The organism is Klebsiella sp. JN_Kp121 (genome assembly GCF_040062145.1).
In the GTDB taxonomy this organism is placed as follows: Bacteria; Pseudomonadota; Gammaproteobacteria; order Enterobacterales; family Enterobacteriaceae; genus Klebsiella; species Klebsiella aerogenes.
In genome coordinates this window covers 1-17808 of record NZ_JBEAHX010000015.1, presented here as the reverse complement: position 1 = coordinate 17808, position 17808 = coordinate 1, and the positions used below count along the sequence as shown (strand labels likewise).

Below are 17808 nucleotides of genomic sequence, written 5' to 3'. Positions count from 1 at the left end.
ATGTAATTTATTTTAGGTGAGATAAATCGACAGGTAATAAAAAAGCCAGTCAGGAAACCTGACTGGCTTTTAAGCGCTTAGCGAATCAACGATTAATCGTTGTCAGAACCGCCCAGGCCTGCGTTCAGCAGTTCTGCCAGGTTGGCAGAGGCTTCTTCTACGCTCACCTGCGGCGCAGCCGGCTGTTCGCCCGCTGCGCGACGGCGCATACGATCCTGGTGGTACGCATAACCGGTACCTGCCGGGATCAGACGACCCACGATGACGTTCTCTTTCAGACCGCGCAGTTCGTCGCGTTTGCCCGCAACGGCTGCTTCGGTCAGCACGCGAGTGGTCTCCTGGAACGATGCCGCGGAGATGAAGGACTCGGTTGCCAGAGACGCTTTGGTGATACCCAGCAGGTCGCGGGAATAGGTTGCCGCAACTTTGCCATTCGCTTCAAGCTCGCGGTTAGCGATCTTAACGCGGGAGTATTCAACCTGCTCACCTTCGAGGAAGTCGGAGCTACCAGCACTTTCGATGGTCGCTTTACGCAGCATCTGACGAACGATAACTTCAATGTGCTTATCGTTAATCTTAACGCCTTGCAGACGATAAACGTCCTGCACTTCGTTGGTGATGTAACGCGTTACCGCGTGTACGCCACGAAGACGCAGAATGTCGTGCGGCGCTTCCGGACCGTCGGAAACCACGTCACCACGTTCTACACGTTCACCTTCGAACACGTTCAGCTGACGCCATTTCGGAATCATCTCTTCGTACGGTTCGCTACCGTCTACCGGGGTGATAACCAGACGACGTTTCCCTTTGGTTTCTTTACCGAAGGAAATGATGCCGCTGATTTCAGCCAGGATTGCCGGCTCTTTCGGACGACGTGCTTCGAACAGGTCCGCAACGCGCGGCAGACCACCGGTGATATCCTTGGTACCGCCAGATTCCTGCGGAACACGCGCCAGGGTGTCACCAGAGCTGATCTGTACGCCATCTTCCAGCTGAACAATCGCTTTACCCGGCAGGAAGTACTGAGCAGGCATATCGGTGCCTGGGATCAGAACGTCGTTGCCCTGAGCATCAACAATTTTCAGCGCCGGACGCAGATCTTTACCACCGGAGGTACGTTCCGCGGAATCCAGAACCACCAGCGAAGACAGACCGGTCAGCTCGTCGGTCTGACGAGTAATGGTCTGGCCGTCGATCATGTCAGTGAAGCGGACGAAACCACTCACTTCGGTGATAACCGGCATGGTATGCGGATCCCAGTTTGCAACGGTTTCACCGCCAGCAACCTGTTCGCCGTCGCCTTTAGCCATAACGGAGCCGTAAGGCACTTTATAGCTTTCTTTGGTACGACCGAATTCGTCGATCAGCTTCAGTTCGGTGTTACGCGAGGTGATAACCAGTTTACCGCTGGAGTTCACAACCGACTTCGCATTGCTCAGACGGATGCTACCTTTGTTTTTCACCTGGATGCTGGATTCAGCAGCCGCACGAGATGCCGCACCACCGATGTGGAACGTACGCATCGTCAGCTGTGTACCCGGCTCACCGATGGACTGTGCCGCGATAACGCCGATAGCCTCACCTTTGTTGATGAGGTGGCCACGCGCCAGGTCACGACCGTAGCAGTGCGCACATACACCAAAGTCGGTGTCACAGGATACAACGGAACGAACTTTGACGGAGTCAACGGAGTTCTCTTCCAGCAGGTCACACCAGTGCTCGTGCAGCAGCGTGTTGCGTGGAACCAGAATGTCCGCGGTACCCGGCTTCAGAACGTCTTCAGCAGTCACACGACCCAATACGCGATCGCGCAGCGGCTCTTTAACGTCGCCACCTTCGATAACCGGCGTCATGGTGATGCCTTCCAGGGTGCCACAGTCGTCTTCAGTGACAACCAGGTCCTGCGCAACGTCAACCAGACGACGAGTCAGGTAACCGGAGTTCGCAGTCTTCAGTGCGGTATCCGCCAGACCTTTACGAGCACCGTGGGTGGAGATGAAGTACTGGAGTACGTTCAGACCTTCACGGAAGTTCGCGGTGATCGGCGTTTCGATGATGGAGCCATCCGGCTTCGCCATCAGACCACGCATACCAGCCAGCTGACGAATCTGTGCCGCAGAACCACGCGCACCGGAGTCGGCCATCATGTAGATGCTGTTGAAGGAAACCTGCTGTTCTTCCTGACCGTCACGGTTAATCACGGTTTCGGTTTGCAGGTTATCCATCATCGCTTTGGATACACGATCGTTCGCCGCAGCCCAGATATCGATAACTTTGTTGTAGCGTTCGCCCGCAGTAACCAGACCAGACTGGAACTGTTCCTGAATCTCAGCAACTTCAGCTTCCGCTTCGCTGATGATTTCGTATTTTTTCTCCGGGATGACCATGTCATCGATACCAACGGACGCACCTGAACGCGCTGCATAAGCAAAGCCGGTGTACATCGTCTGGTCCGCAAAAATAACGGTCGGTTTCAGACCCAGAATACGGTAACAGGTGTTCAGCATCTTGGAGATCGCTTTCTTACCGAGCGCCTGGTTCACGATAGAGAACGGCAGACCTTTCGGCACGATCATCCACAGAATGGCACGGCCAATGGTCGTGTCTTTCAGGCTGGTCTTCGCGACGAACTCACCATTGTCGTCTTTTTCGTATTCGGTGATACGCACTTTAACGCGCGCATGCAGAGAGGCCAGACCGGCGCGATAAATACGCTCCGCTTCTTTCGGGCCAGTCAGCACCATGCCTTCGCCTTTGGCGTTAACACAGTCACGGGTCATGTAGTACAGACCCAGTACAACGTCCTGAGACGGAACGATGATTGGTTCGCCGTTCGCCGGGGACAGGATGTTGTTGGTAGACATCATCAGCGCACGCGCTTCCAGCTGGGCTTCCAGCGTCAGCGGTACGTGAACAGCCATCTGGTCACCATCGAAGTCGGCGTTATATGCCGCACAAACCAGCGGGTGCAGCTGAATGGCTTTACCTTCGATCAGAACCGGTTCAAACGCCTGGATACCCAAACGGTGCAGTGTTGGCGCACGGTTCAGCAGTACCGGGTGTTCGCGGATAACTTCGTCCAGGATATCCCAAACGACAGCTTCTTCGCGCTCAACCATTTTCTTAGCGGCTTTGATGGTGGTGGCCAGGCCACGCAGTTCCAGCTTGCCGTAGATGAACGGTTTGAACAGCTCCAGCGCCATTTTCTTCGGCAGACCGCACTGATGCAGACGCAGGTATGGACCTACGGTGATTACAGAACGACCGGAGTAGTCAACACGCTTACCGAGCAGGTTCTGACGGAAACGACCCTGTTTACCTTTGATCATATCGGCCAAAGATTTCAGAGGACGTTTGTTGGAACCGGTGATCGCACGACCGCGACGACCGTTATCCAGCAGGGCGTCGACCGCTTCCTGCAGCATACGTTTTTCGTTGCGTACGATGATGTCCGGCGCAGCCAGATCCAGCAGACGTTTCAGACGGTTGTTACGGTTAATGACGCGACGATACAGATCGTTCAGGTCAGAAGTCGCAAAACGACCGCCATCCAGCGGAACCAGCGGACGCAGATCTGGCGGCAGAACCGGCAGAACGGTCAGGATCATCCACTCCGGCTTGTTGCCAGACTGAACGAAGGCTTCCAGCAGCTTAATGCGCTTGGTCAGCTTTTTACGCTTGGTTTCGGAGTTGGTTTCGTTCAGCTCTTCACGCAGCTGCTCGCACTCTTGCTCCAGGTCCATGCTTTTCAGCAGGGCCTGAATAGCTTCGGCGCCCATCTTCGCGTCGAATTCGTCACCGAACTCTTCCAGCGCGTCCAGGTACTGCTCTTCAGTCAGAATCTGGTTGCGTTCGAGGTTGGTCATGCCACCTTCGATAACAACATAAGATTCAAAGTACAGTACGCGTTCGATATCACGCAGCGGCATATCCAGCAGCAGACCGATACGGGACGGCAGAGACTTCAGGAACCAGATGTGGGCAGTCGGAGACGCCAGCTCGATGTGGCCCATGCGCTCACGACGCACTTTGGTCTGGGTCACTTCAACGCCGCACTTCTCACAGATAACACCACGGTGTTTCAGGCGCTTGTACTTACCGCACAGGCACTCATAGTCTTTTACTGGCCCGAAAATACGAGCGCAGAACAGACCGTCACGTTCTGGCTTGAACGTACGGTAGTTAATGGTTTCCGGCTTTTTAACTTCACCGAAAGACCATGAACGGATCATGTCTGGCGATGCCAGAGCAATTTTGATCGCATCAAACTCTTCGGTTTTAGTTTGCGCTTTCAGAAACTTTAATAAGTCTTTCACGGATTTGCTCCCGTCGGAGTTAGCACAATCTGGCGCCGGGTTTTACCCCGGCACCAGTGACCTGTTTGAGCGAGAGTTACTCGTCTTCCAGTTCGATGTTGATGCCCAGCGAGCGGATTTCTTTCAACAGTACGTTGAAGGATTCCGGCATGCCCGGTTCCATCTGGTGGTTGCCGTCCACGATGTTTTTATACATCTTGGTACGACCGTTCACGTCATCAGACTTAACGGTGAGCATTTCCTGCAGGGTGTAGGCCGCGCCGTATGCTTCCAGCGCCCACACTTCCATCTCACCGAAGCGCTGACCACCGAACTGCGCCTTACCACCCAGCGGCTGCTGAGTAACCAGGCTGTAAGAACCGGTGGAACGAGCGTGCATTTTGTCGTCGACCAAGTGGTTCAGTTTCAGCATGTACATGTAACCTACGGTTACCGGACGTTCGAACTGTTCACCGGTGCGGCCGTCAAACAGAGTGATCTGACCGGAAGTCGGCAGATCGCCCAGCTGCAGCAGCTCTTTGATTTCAGCTTCTTTCGCACCGTCGAATACCGGCGTTGCGATCGGCATGCCTTTACGCAGGTTTTCAGCCAGACGCAGAACTTCTTCATCGCTGAAGGTATTCAGGTCAACTTTCTGGCGAACGTCAGCGCCCAGATCGTAAGCACGCTGGATGAATTCGCGCAGTTTCGCGACTTCTTGCTGCTGTTTCAGCATGGCGTTGATCTTATCGCCGATGCCTTTCGCAGCCATACCCAGGTGAGTTTCCAGGATCTGACCGATGTTCATACGAGACGGTACGCCCAGCGGGTTCAGTACGATATCTACCGGCGTACCGTTAGCATCGTGCGGCATATCTTCGATCGGGTTGATCTTAGAGATAACACCCTTGTTACCGTGACGACCTGCCATCTTATCACCAGGCTGGATACGGCGTTTAACGGCCAGGTATACCTTAACAATCTTCAGCACGCCCGGTGCCAGATCGTCGCCTTGGGTGATTTTACGGCGTTTCGCTTCGAGTTTTTTCTCGAACTCGTGTTTCAGTTCGTCATACTGCTCAGCCAGTTGCTCCAGCTGATTTTGTTTCTCTTCGTCGGTCAGGCCCAGTTCCAGCCAGCGATCGCGAGGCAGTTTGTCGAGCTTGTCAGCTTCAACGCCACCGGCAACCAGCACAGCGTAAATACGGCTGAACAGACCAGCTTCGAGGATCTGCAGTTCTTCAGACAGGTCTTTTTTAGCCTGCTTCAGCTGCATCTCTTCGATTTCAAGCGCACGCTTGTCTTTCTCTACGCCGTCACGGGTAAAGACCTGAACGTCGATAACGGTACCAGAGACACCGTTCGGTACGCGCAGAGAAGAGTCTTTAACGTCAGACGCTTTCTCACCGAAGATCGCGCGCAGCAGTTTCTCTTCCGGAGTCAGCTGGGTTTCACCTTTCGGCGTTACCTTACCAACCAGAATGTCGCCGCCGGTCACTTCCGCACCGATATAAACGATACCGGATTCATCCAGTTTGGAGAGCGCAGCTTCACCCACGTTCGGGATGTCAGCGGTGATCTCTTCCGGCCCCAGCTTGGTGTCACGGGACACGCACGCCAGTTCCTGAATGTGGATGGTGGTGAAACGGTCTTCCTGGACGACACGCTCGGATACGAGGATGGAGTCTTCGAAGTTGTAGCCGTTCCACGGCATGAACGCTACGCGCATGTTCTGACCCAGCGCCAGTTCACCAAGGTCGGTGGACGGGCCGTCGGCCAGGACGTCGCCGCGTTCAATTGGTTCGCCCAGGGACACGCAAGGCATCTGGTTGATGCAGGTGTTCTGGTTAGAACGGGTGTACTTGGTCAGGTTATAGATGTCGATACCTGCTTCGCCCGGGTACATCTCGTCTTCGTTAACTTTGATAACGATACGGGAAGCATCCACGTACTGAACGGTACCGCCACGTTTAGCCACCGCAGTAACACCGGAGTCGACGGCAACAGCACGTTCCATACCGGTACCAACCAGCGGCTTATCAGCGCGCAGAGTCGGAACCGCCTGACGTTGCATGTTCGCACCCATCAATGCACGGTTGGCGTCATCGTGTTCCAGGAACGGGATCAGGGACGCACCGACGGATACCACCTGCTGGGTGGATACGTCCATGTAGTCAACCTGGTCGCGGCTGAACAAGCTGGATTCGCCTTTACTACGGCAGGTAACCAGATCTTCAACAAAGTGGCCTTCGTCATCCAGGTTGGAGTTCGCCTGAGCAATGACGTAGTTACCTTCTTCGATAGCAGACAGGTAATGAATTTCGTCGGTAACAACACCGTCGGTCACTTTACGATACGGGGTCTCAAGGAAACCGTATTCGTTAGTCTGTGCGTACACGGACAGGGAGTTGATCAGACCGATGTTCGGACCTTCAGGCGTTTCGATTGGACATACGCGACCGTAGTGAGTCGGGTGTACGTCTCGAACTTCGAAGCCTGCGCGTTCACGGGTCAGACCGCCTGGGCCGAGTGCGGAGATACGACGTTTGTGCGTAATCTCAGACAGCGGGTTGTTCTGGTCCATAAACTGGGACAGCTGGCTGGAACCAAAGAACTCTTTCACTGCTGCGGAAATCGGCTTGGCGTTGATCATATCCTGAGGCATCAGGGTATCCAGATCGCCCAGAGACAGACGCTCTTTAACCGCACGCTCTACACGCACCAGGCCAACGCGGAACTGGTTTTCCGCCATTTCGCCAACGGAACGGATACGACGGTTGCCGAGGTGGTCGATATCATCGACTTCGCCTTTACCGTTACGGATATCGATGAGCTTCTTCATCACTTCGATGATGTCGTCTTTGCTCAGGATACCGGAACCTTCGATTTCGTCGCGCAGCAGAGAACGGTTGAACTTCATACGACCAACCGCGGACAGATCGTAGCGGTCTTCGGAGAAGAACAGGTTCTCAAACAGGCTTTCAGCCGCTTCACGAGTCGGCGGCTCACCCGGGCGCATCATGCGGTAGATTTCTACCAGCGCGCTCAGACGATCGTTGGTCGGGTCGACGCGTACAGTTTCAGAAATGTACGGACCGTGGTCCAGATCGTTGGTGAACAGCGTTTCGATACGCTTGTGGCCGGACTGGCTCAGTTTAGCCAGCAGATCCAGGCTCAGCTCCATGTTCGCCGGGCAGATCAGTTCGCCGGTCGCTTCGTCGATGTAGTCTTTAGAAGCAACTTTACCCGCGATGTACTCAACCGGAACTTCGATATGTTTGATATCGTCTTTTTCCAGCTGGCGAATATGGCGCGCGGTAATACGACGGCCTTTCTCAACGTACACTTTACCGTTGGCTTCGATATCGAAGGAGGCGGTTTCACCGCGCAGACGCTCCGGTACCAGCTCCATCTGCAGCTTGTTGTCGCGAATTTCAAAGACCACTTTCTCGAAGAACAGGTCAAGGATCTGCTCAGTGGTGTAATTCAGCGCGCGCAGAATGATGGTTGCAGGCAGTTTACGACGACGGTCGATACGAACGAACAGGTTGTCTTTCGGGTCGAATTCGAAGTCCAGCCAGGAACCACGGTAAGGGATGATACGTGCGTTATACAGGACCTTACCGGAAGAGTGAGTCTTACCTTTGTCACTGTCAAAGAAGACGCCCGGGCTACGGTGCAGCTGAGAAACGATAACACGCTCGGTACCGTTGATAACGAAGGTACCGTTGTCGGTCATGAGCGGGATTTCGCCCATGTAGACTTCTTGTTCTTTAATGTCTTTAACGGTGCCTTCCGGCGCTTCGCGCTCGTAGATCACCAGACGCAGTTTTACGCGCAGCGGTGCGGAATACGTCACGCCACGGATCTGACATTCTTTAACATCAAAAACAGGTTCGCCCAGACGGTAGCTGACGTACTGCAGCTCTGAATTACCGCTGTAGCTCTGAATCGGGAATACGGAACGGAAGGCTGCTTCCAGACCATACTGCCCTTCAGGATCTTGCTCGATAAACTTCTGGAACGAGTCAAGCTGGATAGAAAGGAGATAAGGCACATCCAGAACTTGTGGACGTTTACCAAAATCCTTACGAATACGTTTTTTCTCGGTATAGGAGTAAACCATAGGGTTCCTCAGCTCGCTGACAAGTCGACCCATCTGCCCGGAAAGGGCAGTTTTTTATGCAACACTATTTTGTTGACCGGAAAATGGAACACTTTCCGCAATGCCTGTTGCTATCACGCTTAAACCATTTCATTGCGATTTACACAGCCCAGGAACCCTAACCTGTCGCAGTATATTAAGTCGTCGATAGAAACAAGCATTGTGAGGCAAACCAGCAGTCAAACAGTGTGAAATGCTACTGGCGCCTTACAGCGCAAAAAGGCTGGTGACTAAAAAGTCACCAGCCTCAGCCTAATTTCTCAGGCTGCAACCGGAAGGGTTGGCTTATTTAACTTCAACTTCAGCGCCAGCTTCTTCCAGAGATTTTTTCAGAGCTTCAGCGTCGTCTTTGCTGATGCCTTCTTTCAGTGCAGCCGGTGCAGATTCTACCAAGTCTTTAGCTTCTTTCAGACCCAGGCCAGTCGCGCCACGTACTGCTTTGATAACAGCAACTTTGTTAGCGCCAGCAGCTTTCAGAATTACGTCGAATTCAGTTTTTTCTTCAGCAGCTTCAGCCGGGCCAGCAGCTACAGCTACAGCAGCAGCAGCGGAAACACCGAATTTTTCTTCCATTGCAGAGATCAGCTCAACAACGTCCATTACGGACATAGCGGATACTGCTTCAATGATTTGATCTTTAGTGATAGACATTTAAATTGTTCCTGAATATCAGAATAAGTTTATACGTAAGCGAGTGCTTTACAAAGATAACTGCGATTAAGCAGCTTCTTTCGCATCGCGTACAGCAGCCAGAGTACGAACCAGTTTGCCAGCCGAAGCTTCTTTCATGGTTGCCATCAGGCGTGCAATTGCTTCTTCGTAGGTCGGCAGAGTTGCCAGGCGGTCGATTTGCGACGCCGGGATCAGCTCACCTTCAAAGGCAGCGGCTTTGACCTCAAATTTTGCATTCGCTTTCGCGAACTCTTTGAACAGACGAGCAGCAGCGCCCGGGTGTTCCATAGAGTATGCAATCAGGGTCGGACCAACAAACGTGTCTTTCAGGCACTCGAACGGAGTACCTTCAACGACGCGGCGCAGCAGGGTGTTACGAACAACACGCATGTAAACGCCAGCTTCACGACCTGCTTTACGCAGTTCAGTCATTTTATCTACAGTTACGCCACGGGAATCCGCAACTACTGCAGACAGCGCGCCTTTGGCTACTTCGCTGACTTCAGCAACAATCGCTTGTTTGTCTTGAAGATTTAAAGCCATTAGCTTTGCTCCTGGATGTTTGCCAGAGCTTATGCTCTGGAACTCACTTCACTCTATTCAACGAATAGAGCGTCTTAATACGGTGAGCAGAAACAAGCCAGAGTATCCAAAAAATAATCTTAGCGTTCTGTCACCGTCTACGCAGGGGATTAAGTTTCTTACGAAACACCTGCGGTCTTCGACGGAGGCCTGGATAGGCCAGGCTCCAACGAACAAATCTGTTAGCCGCTAACTTTCGTTAGCAAACGTGGGGGTAAGATTGTAGACAAAATCACCGCCCACGTAAAGGCATTAGTTTGCAGAAGCGTTCAGGCCAGCCTGATCTACTGCAACACCTGCACCCATGGTGGTGGAGATGCTAACTTTCTTGATGTACACGCCTTTAGCCTGAGTCGGTTTTGCTTTTTTCAGCGCAACCAGCAGAGCTTCCAGGTTTTCTTTCAGTTTGTCAGCGTCAAAGTCCACTTTACCGATGGTGGTGTGGATGATGCCGTTTTTGTCGTTACGATAACGAACCTGACCTGCTTTCGCGTTCTTAACCGCTTCAGCAACGTTAGGAGTTACGGTACCAACTTTCGGGTTTGGCATCAGGCCGCGCGGGCCCAGAACCTGGCCCAGCTGGCCAACAACGCGCATTGCATCCGGGGAAGCAATAACAACGTCAAAGTTCATTTCGCCTTTCTTGATCTGGTCAGCCAGATCTTCCATACCTACCAGCTCGGCGCCTGCAGCTTTAGCAGCTTCAGCGTTCGGGCCCTGTGCAAATACGGCAACGCGAACAGAACGGCCAGTACCGTGCGGCAGTACAGTTGCACCACGTACGTTCTGGTCAGATTTACGAGCATCGATGCCCAGGTTTACAGCAACGTCAACGCTTTCAACGAACTTAGCGGTCGCCAGTTCTTTCAGCAGAGAGATGGCTTCGTTGATGTCGTACTGTTTAGTTGCATCAACTTTCTCACGAATCACGGACATGCGCTTGGTCAGTTTAGCCATTTCTTAGTCCTCCACTACCAGGCCCATGGAACGTGCAGTACCTTCGATGGAGCGAGTCATCGCTTCAATGTCGGCACCAGTCATGTCGGCAGCTTTGGTCTGCGCGATTTCCTGCAGCTGAGCGCGGGAAATTTTACCAACTTTCTCTTTGTTCGGCTTACCGGAGCCGGACTTGATACCAGCCGCTTTTTTCAGCAGAACTGCTGCCGGCGGAGTTTTGGTAACGAAAGTGAAAGAACGGTCAGCGTAAACGGTGATAACAACCGGGATTGGCAGACCTTTTTCCATGGATTCAGTTTTTGCGTTGAACGCTTTGCAGAATTCCATGATGTTAACGCCCTGCTGACCCAGTGCTGGACCAACCGGCGGACTCGGGTTTGCCATACCAGCTGCAACCTGCAGCTTGACGTAGGCTTGTACTTTCTTAGCCATTCTTAAATCCTCAAATTGGGTATTAACGCTTCAGAGAAGCTCCCCGTGATTAAACATCGTTTTACGGGCCAGGCCCATAAAAACAAAAGGCGCGAAATTGTATGCCAATTTCGCGCCCTATGCAACGATTAAATCGCTGCTTTTTTGATCGCCAGCTTACGCCTTCTCAACCTGGCCAAAGTCCAGTTCTACCGGAGTCGCACGACCGAAGATAGAAACGGAAACTTTCAGACGAGACTTCTCGTAGTCCACTTCTTCAACAACGCCGTTAAAGTCAGCAAACGGACCATCGTTGACGCGAACCATTTCGCCCGGTTCAAACAGCGTTTTCGGACGCGGCTTATCGCCAACCTGCTGCAGACGGTTCATGATGGCATCGACTTCTTTGTCGCTGATCGGCGCCGGACGGTCGGAAGTACCGCCGATGAAGCCCATCACGCGCGGGACGCTGCGCACCAGGTGCCAGCTCGCGTCGTTCATGACCATCTGAACCAGAACGTAGCCTGGGAAGAATTTGCGTTCGCTTTTGCGACGCTGGCCGCCACGGATTTCAACCACTTCTTCGGTCGGAACCATGACTTCGCCAAACAACTCTTCCATGTTGTGTAATTTGATATGTTCACGCAGCGACGTAGCTACGCGACCTTCAAAACCGGAAAACGCCTGAACGACGTACCAGCGCTTTTTAGGAGCTTCAGACATCTCAGAACCTCAGGCCAGTGATAAAGGATACCAGGCGAACCAGAATACCATCCAGTCCCCACAGGATCAGTGACATTACTGCAGTTACGGCAGCAACAATCAGCGTGGTGTGCAGCGTTTCCTGGCGGGTCGGCCAGATCACTTTGCGGACTTCGGTTCTCGCTTCGCGGGCGAAAGCGACTGTCGCCTTACCTTTTGTCGTTAACAGAGCGACGCCACCGGCAGCAGCGATAAGAATCACCACAGCCAGCGCACGGATCGCCAGCATAATGTCGCGATAAAGGAAGTTGCCTACGATGGCTACAATCAGCAGCACGGCAACGATAACCCACTTCAACGCTTCCAGGCCGCGCCCGCTCCCTTGAGCTTCGGTATTCGCACTCATAAACCAACCTGTCACAAGAATTCAGACAAACATCTTCGCCCCGCATTAAATGCGAGGCGACCAAACCGAAATGCTCTGCTGCGTTTCGGACTTTACGCCCTCTTCAGAGCCTGTCTCAGCAATGATTATGACAAAAAAAATCACTGATGAGCCAGGTTCTGGTGTGAAAGCGTGCAAAAAGGGCATCAAATGATGCCCTTTTATTGCGCATTGCGTCAAATGTTATCAGCGATTAGCCGAGAACTTTAGCAACCACGCCCGCGCCAACGGTACGGCCGCCTTCACGGATTGCGAAACGCAGACCATCGTCCATCGCGATCGGGTGGATCAGGGTAACAACCATTTTGATGTTGTCGCCCGGCATTACCATCTCTACGCCTTCCGGCAGTTCGATGGTACCAGTCACGTCAGTAGTACGGAAGTAGAACTGCGGACGGTAGCCTTTGAAGAACGGAGTATGACGGCCGCCTTCGTCTTTGGACAGGATGTACACTTCAGATTCGAACTTGGTGTGCGGCTTGATGCTGCCCGGCTTAGCCAGTACCTGACCACGTTCGATTTCTTCACGTTTGATACCACGCAGCAGAACGCCTACGTTCTCACCAGCACGGCCTTCGTCCAGCAGTTTGCGGAACATTTCAACGCCAGTACAGGTGGTTTTCGCGGTGTCTTTGATACCAACGATTTCAACTTCTTCACCAACTTTGATGATACCGCGCTCTACACGACCGGTAACAACGGTACCACGACCGGAGATGGAGAATACGTCTTCGATCGGCAGCAGGAACGGCTTGTCAATCGCACGCTCTGGTTCCGGGATGTAAGAATCCAGGAAGCCAGCCAGTTCGATGATTTTCGCTTCCCACTCTGCGTCGCCTTCCAGCGCTTTCAGAGCAGAACCACGAACGATCGGAGTGTCGTCGCCCGGGAAATCGTACTGAGACAGCAGTTCACGAACTTCCATCTCAACCAGTTCCAGCAGCTCTTCGTCATCAACCATGTCGCATTTGTTCAGGAACACGATGATGTACGGAACGCCTACCTGACGACCCAGCAGGATGTGCTCACGAGTCTGCGGCATCGGGCCGTCAGTCGCAGCAACAACCAGGATCGCGCCATCCATCTGAGCAGCACCGGTGATCATGTTTTTAACATAGTCGGCGTGGCCCGGGCAGTCTACGTGCGCGTAGTGGCGAGTCGGGGTGTCATATTCAACGTGGGAAGTGTTGATGGTGATACCACGAGCTTTTTCTTCCGGCGCGTTATCGATCTGATCGAATGCGCGAGCAGCACCGCCGTAGGTTTTAGCCAGTACGGTAGTGATTGCAGCGGTCAGCGTTGTTTTACCATGGTCAACGTGGCCGATAGTACCGACGTTAACGTGCGGTTTTGTACGTTCAAACTTTTCTTTAGACATCGATTGTCCCTCTAAGACACGGATAAATCGGTGATATCACCACATCAACCAGGCAACATGCCCGACTTGTTGAATGCAATAAACAGAGAGAAACAGGGAAGGAGAGATAAAGAAGTGGTGCTGATACCCAGAGTCGAACTGGGGACCTCACCCTTACCAAGGGTGCGCTCTACCAACTGAGCCATATCAGCACGTCTGGAGCGGGCAGCGGGAATCGAACCCGCATCATCAGCTTGGAAGGCTGAGGTAATAGCCATTATACGATGCCCGCATCCTGAAACTCGGCTACCCAGTTCTTTCTGTAACAAAAAAGAGATTGCTCTCTTTAATGTTGAGCTGATTAGTTTACCCAACCAACTCCGGCTACGCAAAGCGTTGCCCGAAAGTGGTGGTGGGGGAAGGATTCGAACCTTCGAAGTCGATGACGGCAGATTTACAGTCTGCTCCCTTTGGCCGCTCGGGAACCCCACCCAAATTGTTATGGTGCCGACTACCGGAATCGAACTGGTGACCTACTGATTACAAGTCAGTTGCTCTACCTACTGAGCTAAGTCGGCATCAAGTAGCGCGCATTCTAGGGAGACCTGCGAGTTCATGCAACTAAAAATTTGCATAAAACGTTCTCTTGCTCACATTTTGTGCTCTTACGCGAAAAAACGGTGTAATTTCAAACAATGGAGTGCAAAAAAAGCGCACTCCTCAACGCAGAATTTGTTTCGCTGCGCCTGTCAGATATAAGAATGACGGTTTTTTCACCTGCAAATCCTGGTGGCAGGTGCGATCGCTAACCTGCAAAGATAGCAGACTCGCTTTCTCCCCTCTTTCTACTTATTCATCACTTGTGATGCTGCTATGAGAAAGCGCCCTTCGATGAGTTTTTTTCTTATTATTCCCGGCATTCTGGTGTTACCCTCCTGCCCATTGTCCTGATTAACTAGTGTGAAGCATCACCGCTACCTCTTTTTCGGTGATAGTAAGAACATGCTTATGAGCAAAAAAGAGCAGACGTTAATGACACCCTATCTACAATTTAACCGCAACCAATGGGCTGCACTTCGTGATTCCGTTCCGATGACGCTGACAGAGGAAGAAATCGCGCGGTTAAAAGGCATCAACGAAGATCTTTCGCTGGAAGAAGTCGCCGAGATCTATTTGCCGCTGTCACGTTTGCTCAATTTCTATATCAGTTCCAACCTCCGTCGCCAGGCGGTGCTTGAGCAATTTCTTGGCACCAACGGCCAGCGTATTCCTTACATCATCAGTATTGCAGGTAGCGTTGCGGTTGGTAAAAGTACTACAGCGCGTGTTTTACAGGCGCTGCTTAGCCGCTGGCCGGAACATCGTCATGTTGAACTGATAACTACCGATGGCTTCTTACATCCTAACTCGGTGTTAAAAGAACGCGGCTTGATGAAGAAAAAGGGCTTCCCGCAGTCCTATGATATGCATCGGTTGGTGAAGTTTGTTTCTGACCTGAAATCTGGCGTACCAAATGCCACCGCGCCGGTCTATTCCCATCTCATTTATGATGTTATTCCTGATGGTGATAAAACCGTTGCTCAACCGGATATTCTTATTCTGGAAGGTTTGAACGTTCTGCAGAGCGGGATGGATTATCCGCACGATCCGCATCATGTATTTGTCTCTGACTTTGTCGACTTCTCTATTTATGTCGATGCGCCGGAAGACTTATTAAAAAACTGGTATATCAACCGCTTCCTGAAATTCCGTGAAGGCGCTTTTACCGATCCGGATTCTTATTTCCATAATTACGCAAAACTCTCAAAAGACGAAGCGGTCAATATCGCCACTTCATTATGGAATGAGATCAACCTACTGAACTTAAAAGAAAATATATTACCAACCCGAGAGCGAGCAAGCTTGATTATGACCAAAAGCGCAAATCATTCGGTCGATCAAGTTCGCCTACGGAAATAAAAAAGGGAGCGCAAGCTCCCTTTTTTCTATTCAGCGCTACGCAGCGATATCTCGCCTCCCACCCATGGTTTAATTACCCCATCCTGCTCGAGTAATAATGCCCCTTGAGCATCAATTCCGCGAGAAATACCAAATATTTCCTTATCACCAATAATCAGCTTCACCGGCCGATTAATAAAGTTATCCAGTTTTTCCCAGCGTGGCAGGTAAGGTGTTAAACCTTCCTGTTCGAATAGTTGCAAACCGGTACGTAATGCTTTCACCAGACGCGCCGTCAGGGTGTTACGGTCAATGAAGACTCCCGCCTCCTGGAGGCTGATCCACCCCTGATTGACAATGTCAGACTCAACGCGGCGCATCACGAGGTTGATACCAGCGCCGCTGACGATTTGCGCGGCATCACCGGTTTTGCCTGTCAGTTCTACCAGGATACCGGACAACTTGCGGTCCTGCAGATAGATATCATTCGGCCATTTGACCCGAACGTTATCCGCCCCCAGGCTCTGCAGTACTTCTGCAATCACAATACCGATCACCAGGCTCAAACCAATCGCAGCAGCAGGGCCTTGTTCCAGACGCCAGTACATGGAGAGATAAAGATTGGCCCCAAACGGTGAGAACCACTTACGCCCGCGGCGGCCACGACCAGCCTGCTGATATTCAGCGACACAGGCATCACCTGATTCCAGTTCATCCAGACGATCCAGCAAATACTGGTTGGTGGAATCAATCACCGGCAGCACGGTAATACGACCTTGTTCAATCTGGCCGGCAATCTTTTGCTCGTCCAGCAATTCAATCGGTTCAGGGAGGCTATAGCCCTTCCCTGGTACGGTAAACACATCAACACCCCAGTCGCGGAGCGTCTGCATATGCTTGTTAATTGCCGCGCGGCTCATCCCCAGGCGTTCGCCGAGCTGTTCGCCAGAGTGAAACTCGCCATCCGCCAGAATAGAGATCAGCGTCAGGGGTACGGTATTATCTTTCATGCAATCACCTCTTCCGCATTCACTTCACCGTTCTCTGCGATGAAGCGCACTTCAGGCTGGAGCCAAACATTAAATTTCTCGCCTACCTGCTGGCGGACATAGTGTGCCAACCCAACGACATCATCGCTGGTCGCCTGGTTATCGTTGATCAGCACCAACGCCTGCTGACGGTGAACGGCAGCCCCGCCGATAGTTTTCCCTTTTAGCTGGCACTGGTCGATAAGCCAACCGGCTGCCAGTTTAATGCTGCCGTCAGCCTGTGGATAATGCGGCGCGTTAGGGAATGAAGCCAGCAGCGCCTGGGCAACTTGAGCGCTGACGACCGGGTTTTTAAAGAAGCTACCGGCATTACCATTCACTTTAGGATCCGGTAACTTGGTCATACGCATGTGACAAACGGCATCGAATACCTGGCGTGGGGTAACAGTTTGCGGATCGAGACGGGTTAAATCCCCGTAGGTCAACACGGGACGCCACGCTTTTTCCAACCGTAGTCCAACAGCCACTATCGCGTAACGATCCTGATATTCATGTTTGAAAATACTGTCGCGATAGCCGAACCGGCACTCTGCGGCAGAAAGGCGCTGCTTGCGACCCGTCTCGAGTTCGATACAGTCTACGTATTCACATACTCGCTGCAGTTCGACACCATAGGCACCAATATTTTGAATTGGCGAAGACCCCGCGCAGCCAGGAATTAAAGCCAGATTTTCCAGCCCAGGCATTCCATTTTCCAGCGCAAATTGCACCAGTTGATGCCAGTTTTCACCGGCGCCAACGTGCAAACGCCAGGCTTCAGACGTTTCGCTTACCTCGATCCCCATGATGCGGTTGATGATCACCGTGCCGGAATAGTCTTTCAGGAACAGAACGTTGCTTCCTTCTCCAAGGATCAGACAAGGTTGGTGTTCTGCAGCGGCGGCTTGCCAGGCAGCCAGCAACTGTTGTTCATTTTCAGCAAGTACAATTGCTTTGGCAGAATGGCTAATGCCAAAGGTATTCCAGGGTTTGAGGGAGAGGTTCATAGTGGCTTCCTGATGCAAAATCAGCATTAGTTTACCGTATCTGGCGAGGGAAGGCTTGCCTGAATAATATCGGTTCGGGGCCGGGTTCATCTCATCATGGGCGTGAATGAAGGGTGCCGGCAGGCAGGAGCCTTTCCCGGAGGCGGTGCTGCGCACCTTTTCCGGGCCACGGGGTCTGTAGCCCCGGTAAGCGTAGCGCCACCGGGGAAGATGGCGGCGCGTCTGGCCGCAAAACACAAAAACAAAAGG

General features: G+C 52.4%; 12 protein-coding genes and 4 tRNA genes. 1 reads left to right on the top strand and 15 read right to left on the bottom strand.

Going from position 1 to position 17808, the window contains the following annotated elements:
* Positions 1-92: 92 nt before the first annotated feature.
* From rpoC to ABLU86_RS17260, 13 genes are all read right to left on the bottom strand, one after another.
* Positions 93-4316 (bottom strand): DNA-directed RNA polymerase subunit beta', encoded by a 4224-nt coding sequence (rpoC, locus tag ABLU86_RS17320; RefSeq protein ID WP_015368824.1) that lies wholly within the window; start codon positions 4314-4316, stop codon positions 93-95.
* Between the two features lie 76 nt (positions 4317-4392).
* The gene (gene rpoB / locus ABLU86_RS17315; protein WP_015704004.1) at positions 4393-8421 is read right to left on the bottom strand and encodes a DNA-directed RNA polymerase subunit beta; all 4029 of its coding nucleotides are present in this window, start codon (positions 8419-8421) and stop codon (positions 4393-4395) included.
* 324 nt (positions 8422-8745) lie between these two features.
* On the bottom strand, positions 8746-9111 hold the full coding sequence (rplL, locus tag ABLU86_RS17310) for a 50S ribosomal protein L7/L12 (RefSeq protein ID WP_003033114.1): 366 nt from the start codon (positions 9109-9111) through the stop codon (positions 8746-8748).
* 66 nt (positions 9112-9177) lie between these two features.
* Positions 9178-9675, bottom strand: a complete 498-nt coding sequence (gene rplJ, locus ABLU86_RS17305) for a 50S ribosomal protein L10 (protein WP_004097644.1) — start codon at positions 9673-9675, stop codon at positions 9178-9180.
* Between the two features lie 291 nt (positions 9676-9966).
* Entirely contained in the window at positions 9967-10671 is a 705-nt protein-coding gene (gene rplA / locus ABLU86_RS17300) for a 50S ribosomal protein L1 (RefSeq protein WP_015368826.1), read from the bottom strand.
* A gap of 3 nt (positions 10672-10674) precedes the next feature.
* On the bottom strand, positions 10675-11103 hold the full coding sequence (gene rplK, locus ABLU86_RS17295; RefSeq protein WP_020079906.1) for a 50S ribosomal protein L11: 429 nt from the start codon (positions 11101-11103) through the stop codon (positions 10675-10677).
* A gap of 156 nt (positions 11104-11259) precedes the next feature.
* Positions 11260-11805, bottom strand: coding sequence for a transcription termination/antitermination protein NusG (nusG, locus tag ABLU86_RS17290; protein ID WP_007665882.1), 546 nt, complete (start codon positions 11803-11805; stop codon positions 11260-11262).
* A 1-nt stretch (position 11806) separates the two neighbouring features.
* The gene (gene secE / locus ABLU86_RS17285; protein ID WP_015368827.1) at positions 11807-12190 is read right to left on the bottom strand and encodes a preprotein translocase subunit SecE; all 384 of its coding nucleotides are present in this window, start codon (positions 12188-12190) and stop codon (positions 11807-11809) included.
* Positions 12191-12422: 232 nt separating this feature from the next.
* On the bottom strand, positions 12423-13607 hold the full coding sequence (tuf, locus tag ABLU86_RS17280) for an elongation factor Tu (protein WP_015368828.1): 1185 nt from the start codon (positions 13605-13607) through the stop codon (positions 12423-12425).
* 115 nt (positions 13608-13722) lie between these two features.
* Positions 13723-13798 (bottom strand) — tRNA-Thr (locus tag ABLU86_RS17275).
* Positions 13799-13803: 5 nt separating this feature from the next.
* Positions 13804-13878 (bottom strand) — tRNA-Gly (locus ABLU86_RS17270).
* A 115-nt stretch (positions 13879-13993) separates the two neighbouring features.
* Positions 13994-14078: transfer RNA gene (locus tag ABLU86_RS17265), tRNA-Tyr, on the bottom strand.
* 10 nt (positions 14079-14088) lie between these two features.
* Positions 14089-14164 (bottom strand) — tRNA-Thr (locus tag ABLU86_RS17260).
* Between the two features lie 430 nt (positions 14165-14594).
* Here ABLU86_RS17260 and coaA point away from each other — a divergent pair.
* Complete coding sequence (coaA, locus tag ABLU86_RS17255; RefSeq protein ID WP_015368830.1) at positions 14595-15545, top strand: type I pantothenate kinase; 951 nt, start codon at positions 14595-14597, stop codon at positions 15543-15545.
* 26 nt (positions 15546-15571) lie between these two features.
* Here coaA and birA read toward each other — a convergent pair whose 3' ends face one another.
* Positions 15572-16534 carry a bifunctional biotin--[acetyl-CoA-carboxylase] ligase/biotin operon repressor BirA gene (birA, locus tag ABLU86_RS17250; protein ID WP_015704003.1) on the bottom strand — a complete coding sequence of 321 codons (963 nt, stop codon included), beginning with the start codon at positions 16532-16534 and terminating at the stop codon, positions 15572-15574.
* Positions 16531-17586, bottom strand: a complete 1056-nt coding sequence (murB, locus tag ABLU86_RS17245; RefSeq protein ID WP_263857417.1) for a UDP-N-acetylmuramate dehydrogenase — start codon at positions 17584-17586, stop codon at positions 16531-16533. Before murB ends, birA begins: the two co-directional genes overlap by 4 nt.
* Positions 17587-17808 lie beyond the last annotated feature (222 nt).

What these genes read in the sequence shown, in the direction of transcription:
- rplJ (WP_004097644.1), bottom strand. Translation starts at nt 9,675, where the DNA reads ATGGCTTTAAATCTTCAAGACAAACAAGCGATTGTTGCTGAAGTCAGC.
- murB (WP_263857417.1), bottom strand. Translation starts at nt 17,586, where the DNA reads ATGCTGATTTTGCATCAGGAAGCCACTATGAACCTCTCCCTCAAACCC.
- birA (WP_015704003.1), bottom strand. Translation starts at nt 16,534, where the DNA reads ATGAAAGATAATACCGTACCCCTGACGCTGATCTCTATTCTGGCGGAT.
- rplA (WP_015368826.1), bottom strand. Translation starts at nt 10,671, where the DNA reads ATGGCTAAACTGACCAAGCGCATGTCCGTGATTCGTGAGAAAGTTGAT.
- rpoB (WP_015704004.1), bottom strand. Translation starts at nt 8,421, where the DNA reads ATGGTTTACTCCTATACCGAGAAAAAACGTATTCGTAAGGATTTTGGT.
- nusG (WP_007665882.1), bottom strand. Translation starts at nt 11,805, where the DNA reads ATGTCTGAAGCTCCTAAAAAGCGCTGGTACGTCGTTCAGGCGTTTTCC.
- coaA (WP_015368830.1), top strand. Translation starts at nt 14,595, where the DNA reads ATGAGCAAAAAAGAGCAGACGTTAATGACACCCTATCTACAATTTAAC.
- rplL (WP_003033114.1), bottom strand. Translation starts at nt 9,111, where the DNA reads ATGTCTATCACTAAAGATCAAATCATTGAAGCAGTATCCGCTATGTCC.
- rplK (WP_020079906.1), bottom strand. Translation starts at nt 11,103, where the DNA reads ATGGCTAAGAAAGTACAAGCCTACGTCAAGCTGCAGGTTGCAGCTGGT.
- secE (WP_015368827.1), bottom strand. Translation starts at nt 12,190, where the DNA reads ATGAGTGCGAATACCGAAGCTCAAGGGAGCGGGCGCGGCCTGGAAGCG.
- tuf (WP_015368828.1), bottom strand. Translation starts at nt 13,607, where the DNA reads ATGTCTAAAGAAAAGTTTGAACGTACAAAACCGCACGTTAACGTCGGT.